The 13,611-nt window shown below is 67.1% G+C and carries 13 protein-coding genes; 8 read left to right on the top strand and 5 right to left on the bottom strand.

Annotation, left to right across the window (positions count from 1 at the left end; genetic code table 11):
- Positions 1 to 123 precede the first annotated feature (123 nt).
- Entirely contained in the window at positions 124 to 2,043 is a 1,920-nt protein-coding gene (gene bilR / locus KZ491_RS12505; protein ID WP_222566180.1) for a bilirubin reductase, long form, read from the top strand.
- A gap of 36 nt (positions 2,044 to 2,079) precedes the next feature.
- Here the strand turns inward: bilR and crcB are convergent, their stop codons facing one another.
- The 5 genes from crcB to KZ491_RS12480 all read right to left on the bottom strand — a co-directional run bounded on the left by crcB (position 2,080) and on the right by KZ491_RS12480 (position 6,384).
- Entirely contained in the window at positions 2,080 to 2,469 is a 390-nt protein-coding gene (crcB, locus tag KZ491_RS12500) for a fluoride efflux transporter CrcB (RefSeq protein WP_246606824.1), read from the bottom strand.
- A 47-nt stretch (positions 2,470 to 2,516) separates the two neighbouring features.
- Positions 2,517 to 2,690: a LiaI-LiaF-like domain-containing protein gene (locus KZ491_RS12495; RefSeq protein WP_200889966.1), complete on the bottom strand. Its 174-nt coding sequence runs from the start codon at positions 2,688 to 2,690 to the stop codon at positions 2,517 to 2,519.
- Positions 2,691 to 2,845: 155 nt separating this feature from the next.
- Positions 2,846 to 4,294 (bottom strand): aldehyde dehydrogenase family protein, encoded by a 1,449-nt coding sequence (locus KZ491_RS12490; RefSeq protein ID WP_222566179.1) that lies wholly within the window; start codon positions 4,292 to 4,294, stop codon positions 2,846 to 2,848.
- The gene (locus tag KZ491_RS12485) at positions 4,287 to 5,330 is read right to left on the bottom strand and encodes a nitrilase-related carbon-nitrogen hydrolase (RefSeq protein ID WP_222566178.1); all 1,044 of its coding nucleotides are present in this window, start codon (positions 5,328 to 5,330) and stop codon (positions 4,287 to 4,289) included. Before KZ491_RS12485 ends, KZ491_RS12490 begins: the two co-directional genes overlap by 8 nt.
- 274 nt (positions 5,331 to 5,604) lie before the next feature.
- Positions 5,605 to 6,384: an enoyl-CoA hydratase/isomerase family protein gene (locus KZ491_RS12480; protein ID WP_222566177.1), complete on the bottom strand. Its 780-nt coding sequence runs from the start codon at positions 6,382 to 6,384 to the stop codon at positions 5,605 to 5,607.
- A 90-nt stretch (positions 6,385 to 6,474) separates the two neighbouring features.
- On the opposite strand from KZ491_RS12480, the gene KZ491_RS12475 reads away from it, so the two are divergent.
- The 7 genes from KZ491_RS12475 (at position 6,475) to KZ491_RS12445 (ending at position 13,588) form a co-directional block, all read left to right on the top strand.
- Positions 6,475 to 7,242: a GntR family transcriptional regulator gene (locus tag KZ491_RS12475; RefSeq protein WP_222566176.1), complete on the top strand. Its 768-nt coding sequence runs from the start codon at positions 6,475 to 6,477 to the stop codon at positions 7,240 to 7,242.
- A 42-nt stretch (positions 7,243 to 7,284) separates the two neighbouring features.
- Complete coding sequence (locus KZ491_RS12470; RefSeq protein ID WP_222566175.1) at positions 7,285 to 8,223, top strand: VOC family protein; 939 nt, start codon at positions 7,285 to 7,287, stop codon at positions 8,221 to 8,223.
- Between the two features lie 85 nt (positions 8,224 to 8,308).
- Positions 8,309 to 9,808: a flavin monoamine oxidase family protein gene (locus KZ491_RS12465; RefSeq protein WP_222566174.1), complete on the top strand. Its 1,500-nt coding sequence runs from the start codon at positions 8,309 to 8,311 to the stop codon at positions 9,806 to 9,808.
- Between the two features lie 88 nt (positions 9,809 to 9,896).
- The gene (locus KZ491_RS12460; RefSeq protein ID WP_222566173.1) at positions 9,897 to 10,739 is read left to right on the top strand and encodes a cupin domain-containing protein; all 843 of its coding nucleotides are present in this window, start codon (positions 9,897 to 9,899) and stop codon (positions 10,737 to 10,739) included.
- A gap of 107 nt (positions 10,740 to 10,846) precedes the next feature.
- Entirely contained in the window at positions 10,847 to 11,527 is a 681-nt protein-coding gene (locus KZ491_RS12455; RefSeq protein ID WP_222566172.1) for a hypothetical protein, read from the top strand.
- Between the two features lie 12 nt (positions 11,528 to 11,539).
- Positions 11,540 to 12,208 (top strand): hypothetical protein, encoded by a 669-nt coding sequence (locus KZ491_RS12450; protein WP_222566171.1) that lies wholly within the window; start codon positions 11,540 to 11,542, stop codon positions 12,206 to 12,208.
- A 114-nt stretch (positions 12,209 to 12,322) separates the two neighbouring features.
- A complete protein-coding gene (locus KZ491_RS12445; protein WP_222566170.1) occupies positions 12,323 to 13,588 on the top strand; it encodes a 3-isopropylmalate dehydratase large subunit in 1,266 nt (421 codons plus the stop codon).
- The last annotated feature ends 23 nt before the right edge of the window (positions 13,589 to 13,611 follow it).

Here is a 13,611-nt window from a genome sequence, read left to right as displayed (position 1 = left end):
GGGTGGGCGGACTGGCGTCACCTGAACGGCGGTACCGCGATGGGCCGCAGCCCGGTCCGGAGGTCGAGCAAATATTCCGGCACCGCCCTACGATGGCCTGCCGCGTCCGATGAACTGTGAGCCATGAAAATCCTCGAGCCGATCACCGTCGGCGGCGTGACCTTCAAGAACCGCATCATGTTCCCGCCGCTGACCACCGGGTATGAGGATCAGGACGGCAGCATCAGCGCGCAGAGCCGTGCGTTCTACACCCGGCTGGCCAAGGGCGGCGTGGGTTACATCGTGCTGGGCGACGTGGCACCGATCCAGAGCTTCGCGCCCACTCCCAAGCTGTTCGACGACAGCCAGATCGAGAGCTTCCGCCTGCTGGCCGACAGCGTGCATGCCTACGGCGCCAAGCTCGGCTTGCAGATCTTCCATCCCGAGTACGACTGCGACGCGATCAACGCGCTGTTCTTCAGCGGAAAGAAGGACCAGGTGCGCGCGGCGCTGCACCACGACATGGAGTTCTTCGTCAACGAAGTGACCGAAGACGCTCTCCTGCAGATCATCGACAAGATGTGTGCGTGTGCGGTGCGCGCGCAGAAGGCCGGGGCCGACGCGATCCAGGTGCACGGCGACCGGCTGGTCGGCGTGCTGTGCAGCACAAAAATGAACCAGCGCACCGACAAATTCGGCGGATCGCTGGAGAACCGCACGCGCTTCGCCCTGATGCTGGTGCGCGCGCTGCGCAAGGCCGTGCCGGGGATGATCCTGGATTACAAACTGCCGGTGGTGACGCCGGCGCGCGGCAGGGGCGGCGTGGACGAGGCCGATGCGCCGCGGTTTGCCCAGTGGCTGCAGGAAGCCGGGGTGGACATGCTGCATGTCGCCCAGGCCAACCACACCGGCAACATGGCCGACACCATTCCACCGATGGGCGTGCAGCCTTACGCGTTCTTTGCCGAGATCGCCGGCACGGTCAGGCGGGCGGTCTCGATCCCGGTCAGCACCGCCGGTCGCATCATCGACCCGGCGATGGCCGAGCAGGTCGTGCAAAGCGGACGGGCCGACATCATCGGTATCGGGCGGCCGCTGCTGGCCGACCCGGACTGGGTCAACAAGGCTGCTGCGGGCGACGCCTGCGACATCCGCCGCTGCATTTCCTGCAACCGCGGCTGCACCGACAACATCCAGAATCGCGCCTTCATCGCCTGCGTTCTGAATCCCGAAAACGGCTACGAGGAGACGCGCGTCATCACCCCGGCGATCGAGAAGAAGAACATCGTCGTGATTGGCGGCGGCCCCGCCGGGCTGGAAGCTGCGCGCGTGGCCGCAACCAAGGGCCACACGGTGACCTTGTTCGAGAAGCAGACGCAGCTGGGCGGGCAACTGAACATCGCCGCCGTGCCGCCGCGCAAAAAGGAAATCTTCCGCGCGGTAGAGAACCTGCAGCACGCCGCCTCCACCGAAGGGGTTTCGCTGCGCATGGGCGAGGCCGCCAGCAACGACAGCGTGCTCGCGCTGGACCCCGACGCGGTGATCGTCGCGGTCGGTGCATCCAGCTTCACTCCGCCCATTCCCGGCGTGGACGGACCGAACGTGCGCGATGCCTGGAAGGTGCTGGGCGGCGAGCAGCAGGTGTCCGGCCGCGTGGCGGTCATCGGCGGCGGGCTGGTCGGTTGCGAGACGGCGGAGTACCTCGCCGAGCAGGGCTGCAAGGTGCTGTTGGTGGAAGCCTTGGACACCATCGCCACCGGCATCAGCAATACCGTGCTGCCCACGCTGCTCGAGAACTACCGGATGTACGGCGTGGAGCAATACACCGGGCACACGGTCACGGGCATCGATGCAGATGGGTTGCTCTGCGAGGACACCGACGGGACGGCCATCCGGATCCCCTGCGACTACGTGGTCATCGCCAGCGGTGCACGCTCCGTGCCGTTCGACACCGACGCCCTGAGCAACCGCGGCATCGAGGTGGTCAGGATTGGCGACTGCGCCGAAGTGGCCGATATCGCCCACGCCATCCAGACCGGTTACGACGCGGCCAACGCGCTCTGACGGGCGCGTCCACAGGGTCGGCATCAGCCCTTTGAATCAGCGCGGCAGCATCGAGACGAGCCTGAGCCCGATCCAGACGGCCGCGATGCCGAGCACCACGCTGCAGCCCACATAGAGCGCCGCGGACGCCAGTTCGCCTCGCCGCAGCAGGTGCGAGGCCTCCAGCCCGAACGCCGAGAAGGTGGTGAATCCACCCAGCAAACCGGTGAACAGGAACAGTCGCGCCTCGGCTCCGAATACCTGGTAGCGCTCGCCGACACCGGCCAACACGCCCACCGCCAGACAACCCAGGATATTCACCGCCAGCGTGCCCAGCGGAAAGCGGTCCTGTCCGCCCATGGGCAGGATGAGCAGGCCCAGCGAGTAGCGCGCGATCGCCCCCAGGAATCCGCCGCACCCGACGAGAAGCAGGCTATGCATGGCCATCGACGCTGCGCAGCCGGGTCATCGGTGTCCGCCCCTGCGTGCGTCGGTCAACCGCGCGAGCGACGCTGCACGATCATGACCACGCCGATGACGATCAGGACCGCCGGCCACCACTCCGACACGAGTGGCCGGATGTTGGGCAGCCAACCCTGCTTCTGGAGAAGGAAATAGGTGCCCACGGCGATCAATACATAGGCGCCTGTCAGTGAGTTGGATCGCATCGAATCGTCCTGTCGAAGCCTGCGGCGCAGCAACCGAGCAGCGTCGGTCCCGCGCGCGCCTGGGGCGGGAATGGGTTGTGGTGCCTAGGGTACCCCGACTCACAAAAAAGCCCGATGCAGTTGGTCGCTGCATCGGGCCTGGATTCCAGCTGGAATCACGTCGTGGCGGGAAACCACCACGGATCGTCGACACCCGAGTTCACGAGTACCGCCTGGGAGCGCACGAATCGCCGGATCGAGACGCTGCCCATGCGCGATCCGCCCAGGCCGGACTGTTTGAAGCTCTGCTTCTCGGCGGTGTGGATCATGCCGGTCAGGCAGGCGTCGTTGATGCTGACGCCGCCGGCGTGCAGACGCGACGCGACGCGTGCGGCGTGCTCGGTGTCGCCGCTGAAGACCGCCGCGGACAGGCCGAATATCGAATCGTTGGCGCGCTTGATCGCTTCCTCCTCGTTGGCGACGACCATCACCGGCAGGATCGTGGCGAAGCTTTCCTCGCTGGCGATGCGCATGCTTTCGTCCACGTCGACCAGCACGGTCGGCGGGCACCAGGTGCCGCCGTGTTCGATCAGCTCGCCGCCGGCCAGCGCACGTGCGCCGCGCTTTTTGGCGTCGGCCAGTTGCTCGCGGACGATGGCGATCTGGGCGGCCGAGATGATCGGCCCGATCTGGCCTTCGCGCGGTTCCGGGTGGGTCAGCTTGAGGCTCTTCGCGGTTTCCACCAGTGCAGCGATGAACGGCTCGGCGATCTTGGCGTCCACATAGACACGTTCGATCGACATGCAGCTCTGCCCGCCGTTGACGAAGCCGCCCCAGGCAATCGCACGGGCGCTGCGGACCGGGTCGGCATCCGCCAACACCAGCGCAGGATCCTTGCCGCCCAGCTCCAGCGAGCACGGAATGAAGCGCGCCGCGCAGGCCTCACCGACGCGACGGCCGGTGCGCACGCTGCCGGTGAAGCAAATGGTGTCGACGGCGCCGATCACCGCCTCACCGGTGCTGCCACCACCGGTGACAACGGCAAACACCGGTTGCAGCGCAGGGACTTCGGCCATCACGTCGTCCAGCACGCTCGCGAACCGCGAGGTCACCTCGCTGGGCTTGCACAACACCGCGCATCCCGCGGCGAGCGCCGGAATGGCGTCGATCAGGCTCAGCAGCAGGGGAAAGTTCCACGGACTGATCACGCCGACCAGTTCATACGGCACCAGGTTCTGGCGGCTGTGAAGGAAGCCCATGCTGCTGGCCACCGGCTCGGGCGCCTGCAACAGCGCCGGAGCATCGGCGGCCCAGCGGCGCAGTGCGCCGACAGTGCTGTCGACTTCGATCTGCGACTCCTGCCAGCGGCCGGTGTCACGCAGCAGCGCTTCAACCATCGGCTCGCGGTGGCGCTCCAGCGCATCGGCGAAGGCCAACAACGCGTCGCAACGATTGTGGACGTCCAGCGCGGCCCAATCGGCTTGCGCGGCGCGCAGGCGCTGGGCGATCCGGTCGACCTCGGCCTTGGAGACAACGGCCAGCTGGCCGTCGCACTCCCCGGTGGCCGGGTCGCGCAGCGGGATTGTTTGGGCGCCGCTGGTAGCGGCTTGGGCTGACTCAGTCATTGCCGAGCACTCCTGCTGTCTTCAATGCTTCGATGGTCGCGCGCTGGCGCTGGGCGAAATCGGCGCGCTCGGGAACGCGAAGCTTGCCGTCCGGCAGCAACGCGTTGGGTTGCAGTGCCGCGGGCGCGAGACCCTGGGCCATCGCGTCGCGCGGCAGGCGCGACAGGATATTGCCCATGCCCGGGCGCTCGCGGCGTCCACGCAACGCCCGGATATCGATATCGGCGAAGGCGGCCATGGACTCGCCGTCGCTGGCTTCCGCCATCACCCGGCCCTGGTCGTCGACGATCTTGGACATGCCGTCGGTGCTCTGGTTGGGGATATCGACGTCAAGAATACCGGCGGTATTGGCCGAGATCACGTACGCCATGTTCTCGAAGGCGCGGGCGCGCTTGGCGACATCCTTCGGGGTCAGGGCCGGACTGCCGACTTCGCTGGTGGAGTGCAGGAACACCTCGGCACCGCGCAGCGCGAGCGAGCGGGCGATCTCCGGGTACAGGATCTCCTCGGAGGCGACGCAGGCGAGCCGACCCAGCGGGGTATGCGCGACCGGGAACACACCGTCGATGCCGTACACGTCCAGATACTTGTCCCACACGTCATACGGGGTCGGCGCGAACAGCGACACCATGCGGCGGTAGCGCAGCACGGTATTGCCGGCGTCGTCGAACACCACGCTGGCCTGGAAGTAGATATCCGGGAAGTTCGGATCGGTTTCGTAGGCGTTGCTGGCCAGATAGACCTTGTTGTCCTGCGCGACCTTGGCCAGCGCGTCGTACTCGGGGCCATCCATCGCGAATGCGGCCTTCTGGGCCCAGCCGGGAATGGTGTCGCCCAGCGGATAACCGGTGGCGAAGTATTCCGGCAGCACGACCATGCGCAGGTCCTGGCCGATGAACTGCTTGCTGGCCCGGATCTGGCGGTCGATGCGGGCGATATTGGCGGCGATCTTGCTGCGCGCCGTAGCGACGTCCTTGGAAGCATTCACGGCGTAGCACGCCGTCTGCAGCGCCAGGGCGCGGTAAACCTCGGTCATGGATTTTGTCCTGTGTTGATTGTGGCCTGCGTCCGGCTGCGCGCCGGTGGCCGCAGTGGCGCGGCCGCTTTGACCCAACACAACCGGAGCCATTACCCCCAGGGTCGCCAAGCCGGCGGAGCCCTTCAGGAAACTGCGGCGCGTATGGGTCATGTCAGATCTCTGGTTGCAGATTCATTTCGGCCCGGTGGCGGCGTCCAATGGCGCGGCGGCGTCCACGAGCCGCGTAATCCGGGCCTCGACGATCAGGTAGGCAGCGGTCACGGCGGGCACCTCACTGGAAATCAGGTTTGCGCTTGGCCAGGAACGCGGCCGCACCTTCGGCGAAATCGGCACTGGCGAAGGCATCGTCAAAGGCGGCGGTCGCGGCCTCGTGGCCGGCCTCGGCGTCGCCGCCCAGATAGGCGAGCACCTGCTTGATGCCGGCGCGTGCACTGGCCGATCCGGATTCCAGCTCGGCCAGCAGCGTGGCCAGCGCAGCATCCACGCCGTCATCGCCGGCGATGCGGTTGAGCAGGCCCCACTCCAATGCGGTCGCCGCAAACAGGAGGCGTCCAGTCAGAAGCATCTCCCGCGCCCGCGCCAGGCCCACCGTGTTGACCAGACGGCGGCTGTCCTCGGGGCTGTAGACCAGTCCGAGCTTGGCCGGGGACAGCCCGAAGCGGCTGCGGGTGCTGCCGAGGCGGAAATCACACGCCAGCGCCAACCCCAGCCCGCCGCCAACGCAGACGCCATCAATGACGGCAATGGTGGTCAACGGCGAGCGCTGCAGGGCCAACTGGGTGCGCTGCACCTGGGCGTTGCTGGCGGCGAAGCCGGAAGGATTGACCAGCAGTTCGGCCAGCTCGTCGATATCGGCACCGGCACTGAACGCACCCGGCACCCCTTCCAGCACGAGGACGCGGGCGTCGCTGGCGTGGACCTCGGCCAGGCAGCGCTCGATGGCCGCCCAATGCACACCTGCCAACGCATTGCGCTTCTCCGGGCGGTCGATCCGCAGTCGCGCAACCCTGTCGTCAAGCCGCCAACCGACCACTTCATTGCTCGCTTGCATGCCGCTCCTTTCGCCGCGCACTTATGATCTATAGTTATAGCATTATGGCAAGGATGGAAGCGCTTGATGGCCGGCCAGGTAGTTCATTCATTGCAGTCCCCCGATCTCAGGCAACTGCTGCGTCCGGACCTGCCGTTGCCGCTATACCACCAGATATTCAACATCCTGCGTGAGCGCGTGCTGTCTGGCGACCCGCCCTACGGGGCGCAACTGCCGACCGAATTCGGCCTTGCCGAGACCTTCGGTGTATCGCGCATCACCGCCAAGCGTGCCCTGGACGAGCTGGCCAACGCCGGCCTGGTGGAGCGCCAACGCGGCCGCGGCACCCACGTGATCCATCGGGCCAGCCCCAAGCCGGTGCGTGGACCGCTGATCGGCCTGCTGGAAAACCTGCACATCCTCGCCGAGGAGACCGAAGCCAAGGTGGTCGAGTTCGGCCGCGTCGCGCCGCCGGCGCGGGTCCGCGAGCTGTTCGGATTGGATCCGGGCGAGCCGCTGGCGCGCGCGGTGCGGGTGCGCAGCCGGGCGGGCACGCCTTTTGGCCACTACACCAGCTGGACCCTCACCGGCCATGGCGAATTCAACGAACACAATCTGGCCACGACCTCCAGATTGAAGCTGTTCGAACGCATCGGCATCCAGCTCAGGCAGGTGCGACAGACCCTGTCCGCAGTCAATGCCGACGCAGTGGTCGCGATGCACCTGGGCATGGAGCCCGGCAGTGCCCTGTTGGCGCTGGAGCGCCACTCCTACGACGAGTCAGGCCGCCTGGTCGACCTGCTCAGCATCCTTTATCGCCCGGACCAGTTCACCTACCAGATGACGCTGGACCTTGACGAGCCGCCGAGCGCCGATTGACGCGCGACGCGGCACACCCCTCCCGTCTTTGAGGACTACTCAATGCTTTCAGAAGTGAAGCTGGTGACCCTCGGGGTCAGCGACCTCGACAACGCGTGTGCGTTCTACTCCGCTGCGCTGCAGTACCAGGTCAAGGAATCAGGACCGATCTCGCCCGAGCTGGCCGCTTTGTGGCGCTTCGATCCAGCGCTGAGCGGCCGCTACGCGATCATCGCCGCCGACGACTCCGGCCTCGGCCGCATTCGCCTGGTGTCCTTCGACGCGCCCGGCGAGCGCATCTGGAACAAGGACAATCTGTACAACGGCTCCGGGTTCTACGCGCTCAACTTCCGCAGCCGCGACGCACTGGACACGATGAACGCGGTCAAGGCCGCCGGCGGCAGCTCGGGCAAGGAGCCCAGCGCCTGGGAGGTCAGCGAGCACGTGTCGGTGCGCGACTCGATCAATGACGATCCCGATGGCATCCGCCTGGACGTGTTTTCCTACGATCGCGGCGGCGAGCTGCGCGGCCCGCTGGATACTGAAGTCAGCGTCCTGCAGACGGTCGCGATCGCCACCCGCGACGTCGAACGCTCGGCGGCGTTCTACCGCGCGCTGGGGTATCAGACGCTGTTCGACCAGACCCTGGACTTTCCCGAGCTGCAGGACCTGCTGGGCACCGACAAGCCGGTGCGCATCCACAACATCAACCTGCTCAAGGACGGCACCATCATTCCGGGACGGGTCGAGATGTTCGCCTACCTCGACATGGACCACCTGCCCGACGCGCCGCTGCGCGACAAGGCGGTACCGCCCAACATCGGCATCCTTTCGGCCAGTTTCGAAAGCACCGACGTGGACGCCAGCCTCGCCCACCTGCAGTCGCTGGGCGGCGAGCTTGTAGCACGCGCCCGGCTCGCCCTTCCGGGCTTTGGCGACTGCGATGTCGCGACCGTGTTCGGCCCCGACGGTGAGCTGCTGGAGATCTACCGGCGCGATTGATTGGCGTCAATTGACTCAGATCAAACTGACTTCCCGCTGAAGTTGCTATATAGATATCTCATTAGGTCTTTTGGTTGGGCTACCGATGCAACGACGCCGATTCCTGCAGATGCTTGCCGCCGCCACTGCCACGCCTCTGCTCCTGCAGGGATGCGGCTGGGGTGGCTCGGGTACGGGTCCGTCCGCTACCGAGGCCGGTGCGGCCGAGGCAACCGACGCTGACATCCTCGTCCTGGGCGCGGGCATTGCCGGCCTCCACGCCGCGATGCTGCTGGAAGAGCAGAACCCGGGTCGCCGGGTGGTGGTGCTGGAAGCCAGCCAGCGCGTCGGCGGGCGCATGCACACGGTGGAAGCCGGCGGTCAGCGCTTCGATGTCGGCGCCTCCGACATCGGCGGCAACTACTGGATGACCCGTGGCCTGGCGCCGCGTGTCGGCGTCAGCATCCTGGATCCCACTCCCGAGGCCATGGCGGCGCGCTTCGGCGGCCCGTCCGCGGTCGGCGTCGGCGGCACGCTGATCAACGCCAAGGACTGGGCGGGCAGTGCACTCAATCCCTTCAGCGGCCGGGAGCGCGCGATTCCGCCGCCGGCACTGCTGTCGGCGGCCACCGGCGGCGAAGCCAACCCGGTCACCAACATCAACGAATGGCTCGCCCCCGCGCTGGCCGCGCACGACATCCCGCTGCGCGACTGGCTGGCCGCGCGCAACTGGTCGAACCAGGCGATCGATTACATGGACGTGGGCGCCACCTACAACGGCCTGGACCGGGTCAGCGCACTGGACGTGCTGCGCCGCAACGCGATGCTGCGTCGTGGCCCGCAATCGGTCGGATCGATGGCCGACGGGACGCAGGCGCTGCCCGAGGCGGTCGCCTCCCGCCTCAAGCAGCCGGTCGTGTTCGGCGCCCAGGTCAGCGAGGTGGTGCAGCAGGACGACAGCGTCACGGTCGTCACCGCCGATGGCCGCCGCTGGCGTGCGCCGCGGGTGGTTGTCGCACTGCCCCCGGGTCCACTGGGCAAGGTCCGCTTCTCCCCGGAACCGCCGGCCGAGCAACGCAAGGCCTGGGCCGAGCGCCAGCTGACCGCCGTCACCGCGATCCACCTCAAACCGCTGAAGCCGTTCTGGGAGGCCGACGGCCTGCCGTTGAACATGTGGTTGGACGGTTCCATCGAGCGCGTGTTCGGCGTGCCCGATGCAAACAACCGCATCGAGCGCGTCCTGGTCTGGGTTAACGGCCGCGGCGCGGAAGTCATCGATCAGATGGACGACGGCGAGATCGGCCGGTGGGCCCAGCGCGAACTGGCGGTGTGGCGCCCCGCCGCGGAAGGTGCCACCGAGGTGCTGGCCGTTCGCAGCTGGGGCCGCGACCCCTACACGATGGGCGCGTTCGCGGAAATCGCTCCGGGCCGTTGCGCCGAGACCGCGCAGTGGACCGCGCAGCAGCTGGGCCGGGTCCATTTCGCCGGCGAGCACACCTCCTTCGATCAGCCCGGCATCGAGGCCGCGCTGGCCTCCGGCCTGCGCGCCGCGGTGGAGATCGCCGCAGCGGAGAAGGTCGCCGCCCAGGCTGACGCGACGGCGTGACCCTGCGCCTCCTTCAGCGCGTCCGCCCTTCCGGCTTGCGCCCGCGCTGCCTGCGCTTGCGCTGATCCACCCGTCACAAGGAGTCCCCATGGCCCGGCCCCAAATCGAGTTCCTGCAAAACCAGTCCCTGCCCTGGGAACCCGAGGAGCTGTTGCCGGGCGCGTGGACCCGCACCCTGAGCGTGGATGACGAGACCGGCGCCTGCACGCTGCTGTCGAAGATGGATCCGGGCCTGCATTTCGAGCAGGGCAGCCGGATCGCCGCCGACGAAGAGTTTTACGTCCTGTCGGGCTGCTATTACCTCAACGGCTACGAGTACGCCGAGGGCTGTTACGGCTTCTACCCGGCCGGCCACCCCCGCGCCGGTGCGTACTCCTCGGAAGGCGCGGTGATCCTGCGCTTCTTCGACAGCCGTCCGCGCCTGATGGCCAGCGACGAGCCGGCCCCCGACGACCGCGCGCCGGCGATCCCGTTCGTCGACACCTACCGCATGGTGTGGGACCGCAGCGTCCTCGATTACCGGCTCAACCACCTAGCGTGCGGCCGCAAGATCCTGCGCATCGACCCGATCACGCAACAGAAGACCTTCCTGTTCATGACCGCGCCGCAGACCCACCCGACCAACTGGCGTGGGCCCAAGGAGCATCACCCGACGCCCGAAGAGGCGTTCCTGATTGCCGGCGACCTGACCGGCGAGTACGGCACGATGCGGCCGGGTTCGTATTTCTGGCGTCCGCCGGGCATCCCGCACGGGCCGTATGGCTCGCGCAGCGGCTCGCTGAGCCTGATCCGCTTTGTGGGTGGCGCGCACGTCAACCACTGGAGCAGCGACCAGCACCACTTCGACTACAAGCAGGCCTACCAGCCGGTGCTGCCGCCGGAGCTGGAGGACATCGCCCAAGCACCACCACCGCTGGAACCGCCGTACTGAGGCTTCGCCTCGCTGCTCCAGCGCCACCGACCAGGCAAGACTGATTCCGCAGCCACGGCTGTCAGCCGCACTACGCCAACCGTACCAACTCCCGGGGAGACCGCCGCATGTTCCACACCATCATCCTGCTCAAATGGTTCCACATCCTGGCCATGGTCTATTGGCTGGGAGGCGAATGGGGCGTGTTCCAGTCCAGCTACCAGGTGATCAACCGGTCGCTGCCGCTGGCCGAACGCCGCCGCCACATGGAGACCGCGTACCGCATCGACATCCTGGCGCGTACCGGCATCATCCTGCTCCTGCCGCTGGGCCTGCACATGGGCACCTTGTGGAACGTCAACCCGCTCAATGGCGGCTGGCTGGTGCTGTTCTGGATCCTCGGCCTGTCCTGGCTCGCGCTGTGCTGGGCGGCGTTCGTCAAGCGCGACACCGACACGGGCATCCTGCTGACACGGATCGATGAAGGGGTGCGATTCATCCTGATCCCGCTGCTGGCGATCTGCGCGATCTCCTCGCTGATGGGCCATGGCCCGTTCGCCGGTGGCGAGGACGGCCCGAACTGGTACGCGACCAAGATCCTGATCTATTCGGGCCTGCTGGTGATCGGCCTGAAACTGCGTTTCATCATGCGCGAGTGGACGGTGATGTTCCGCAAGCTGGAGCAGGCACCGGACGCCGCAGTGGAAGCCACGCTGGAGCGCTCGATCAGAATCGGTCGCGGGCTGGCCTACTTCTACTGGATCGGCATCTCCACGGTATGCCTGATCGGCGCCGCCAAAGCGTTCTGAGGGCCTGCATTGATGACTAACGGATTGTGGTCGGCCGCGCACATTCTTGTGATCGGCTATTGGCTGGGTACCGATCTGGCGGTGTACTACCTGAGCGGGTTCATCGTCGATCCCAAAACCCCGACGCCGGTGCGCATGTTCGCCACCAAGGCGATGCTGATCCTGGACATGGTGCCGCGTACCGCGCTGGTGCTGACCGCGGCGATCGGCCTCACCCTCACCACCGGCATCGGCCTGATGCCTTCGCTGGAGCGGTGGTTGCCGCTGGCGTGGGTGGTGAGCCTGGCGTGGCTCGCGCTGACCTGGACGGTGCACCAGCTGGGCAACAGCGCATGGGGCCGCCGGCTGGGCCAGGTCGACTTCGTGTTCCGGGTCCTGGTGGTGGCCGCAGGCGTGTGGTTGGCGATCGATGCCACGCGCGCAGGCGGCCTGATCACCCCCGCGCCGTGGCTGGGGATCAAGATCGCGATGATGGCCCTGTCGATCGCGATGGGTCTGCTGATCCGGGTCCAGCTCAAGCCGTTCGGCCCGATGCTGGCCAAGGTCGCCGACGGCAGCGCGACACCTGCCGACGACGCGGCGCTGAAACATCTGATGGCGATGGTGAAGATCCCCGTCTGGGTGATCTGGATCGCGCTGGTCATCGCCGCTGTGCTGGGCAGTACCAAGGGCGTCTTTTAGCGCCCTCGCGGATAAAGCACTAAAGTCATATCATTAGGTCATATTAACCGCGTCACATCGGGCCGGGGTCCTGCCACAAACGGACCGAGCATTCCGGGAGAACACCGTTTGTCATTGACCCTTGCTGAAAAGATCATCGCCCACGCCTGTCACCGCGACAGCGTGCGCCCCGGCGAGATCGTCACCGCGTCGCTGGATCTGCTGATGATGCATGACTCCGGCGGCCCACGACGGGTTGCCTCGCGGCTGGAACAACTCGGCGCGAAGGTCTGGGATCCGGAGAAGGTGGTGGTCGTCAGTGACCACTTCGTCCCCGCCACGGACCTGGAAAGTGCGGAGATCCTGGCGCTTACGCGGCGCTGGGCCCAGCAAGCGGGGGTCCGGCATTACGACATGCTGGGCATCTGCCATGTGGTGCTGCAGGAAGGCGGCCATGTGCAGCCGGGCATGTTCTGTGTCGGCGGCGACTCGCACTCGCCCAGCGGCGGCGCGTACGGCGCATTCATGATGGGTGTCGGCGCGACCGACATCACCGGGGCGCTGGTTACCGGCGAGCTGTGGCTGAAGGTGCCGCAGACCGTGCGGGTGAACTGGGACGGCGCGCTCGGCAAGGGCGTCAGTGCCAAGGACATCATGCTGTACCTGTGCGCCACGCTCGGCATGGGCAACGAGAACCAGGCGTTCGAATACGGTGGCGCGGCGGTACGCGCCATGTCGATGTCCGAGCGCATGGTGTTGTGCAACATGTCGGCCGAGTTGGGCGCGGAGACCGGCATGGTCGCCGCCGACGAGAAGACACTGGCCGCACTGGCCCAAGCCGGCCGCCCGTACAGCGGCGACATCGCGCGCTGGCAGAGCGATCCCGACGCGGCGTGCCTGGCTGAACACCACTACGACGCCGCGACCCTGGCACCGCAGATCGCCGCGCCGCACAGTCCGGCCAACAGCCGGGCGGTGACCGAGTACGAGCCGGTCCACATCGACCAGGGCTATATCGGTGCCTGCACCGGGGCCAAACTGTCCGACCTGCACATGGCCGCGGAAGTGCTCAAGGGCCGCAAGATCGCCAGCAATACGCGCCTGCTGATCGCCCCGGCGTCAGTGGCGATGACCCGCGCGGCCGCCGCCGACGGCACTCTGGAAATCCTCACCGAAGCCGGGGCCATCATGCTGCCGACCGGCTGCGGGGCCTGCGCCGGAATGGGCGCGGGCATGTACGCGGACGGCGAAGTCGGCCTGTCCACCACCGCGCGCAACTTCAAGGGCCGCATGGGCTCGTCGAAGGCGCAGGTCTACCTGGGCTCGCCGTACAGCGTCGCCGCCGGCGCGGTGAAGGGCTACATCTGCGACCCGCGCGAACTGTTGGCGGAACCGGCGTGACCGCTGGTAACGCCAAACCGGCC

The sequence above is a fragment of the Novilysobacter antarcticus genome, assembly GCF_019802285.1.
GTDB classification, from domain to species: Bacteria; Pseudomonadota; Gammaproteobacteria; order Xanthomonadales; family Xanthomonadaceae; genus Novilysobacter; species Novilysobacter antarcticus.
Note: the sequence above shows the minus strand (reverse complement) of the source record. Positions and strands in the feature narration are given on the sequence as shown.

Coding starts and splice junctions, on each gene's coding strand:
- bilR (WP_222566180.1), top strand. CDS start 124: ATGAAAATCCTCGAGCCGATCACCGTCGGCGGCGTGACCTTCAAGAAC.
- crcB (WP_246606824.1), bottom strand. CDS start 2,469: ATGGCCATGCATAGCCTGCTTCTCGTCGGGTGCGGCGGATTCCTGGGG.
- KZ491_RS12495 (WP_200889966.1), bottom strand. CDS start 2,690: ATGCGATCCAACTCACTGACAGGCGCCTATGTATTGATCGCCGTGGGC.
- KZ491_RS12490 (WP_222566179.1), bottom strand. CDS start 4,294: ATGACTGAGTCAGCCCAAGCCGCTACCAGCGGCGCCCAAACAATCCCG.
- KZ491_RS12485 (WP_222566178.1), bottom strand. CDS start 5,330: ATGACCGAGGTTTACCGCGCCCTGGCGCTGCAGACGGCGTGCTACGCC.
- KZ491_RS12480 (WP_222566177.1), bottom strand. CDS start 6,384: ATGCAAGCGAGCAATGAAGTGGTCGGTTGGCGGCTTGACGACAGGGTT.
- KZ491_RS12470 (WP_222566175.1), top strand. CDS start 7,285: ATGCTTTCAGAAGTGAAGCTGGTGACCCTCGGGGTCAGCGACCTCGAC.
- KZ491_RS12465 (WP_222566174.1), top strand. CDS start 8,309: ATGCAACGACGCCGATTCCTGCAGATGCTTGCCGCCGCCACTGCCACG.
- KZ491_RS12460 (WP_222566173.1), top strand. CDS start 9,897: ATGGCCCGGCCCCAAATCGAGTTCCTGCAAAACCAGTCCCTGCCCTGG.
- KZ491_RS12455 (WP_222566172.1), top strand. CDS start 10,847: ATGTTCCACACCATCATCCTGCTCAAATGGTTCCACATCCTGGCCATG.
- KZ491_RS12450 (WP_222566171.1), top strand. CDS start 11,540: ATGACTAACGGATTGTGGTCGGCCGCGCACATTCTTGTGATCGGCTAT.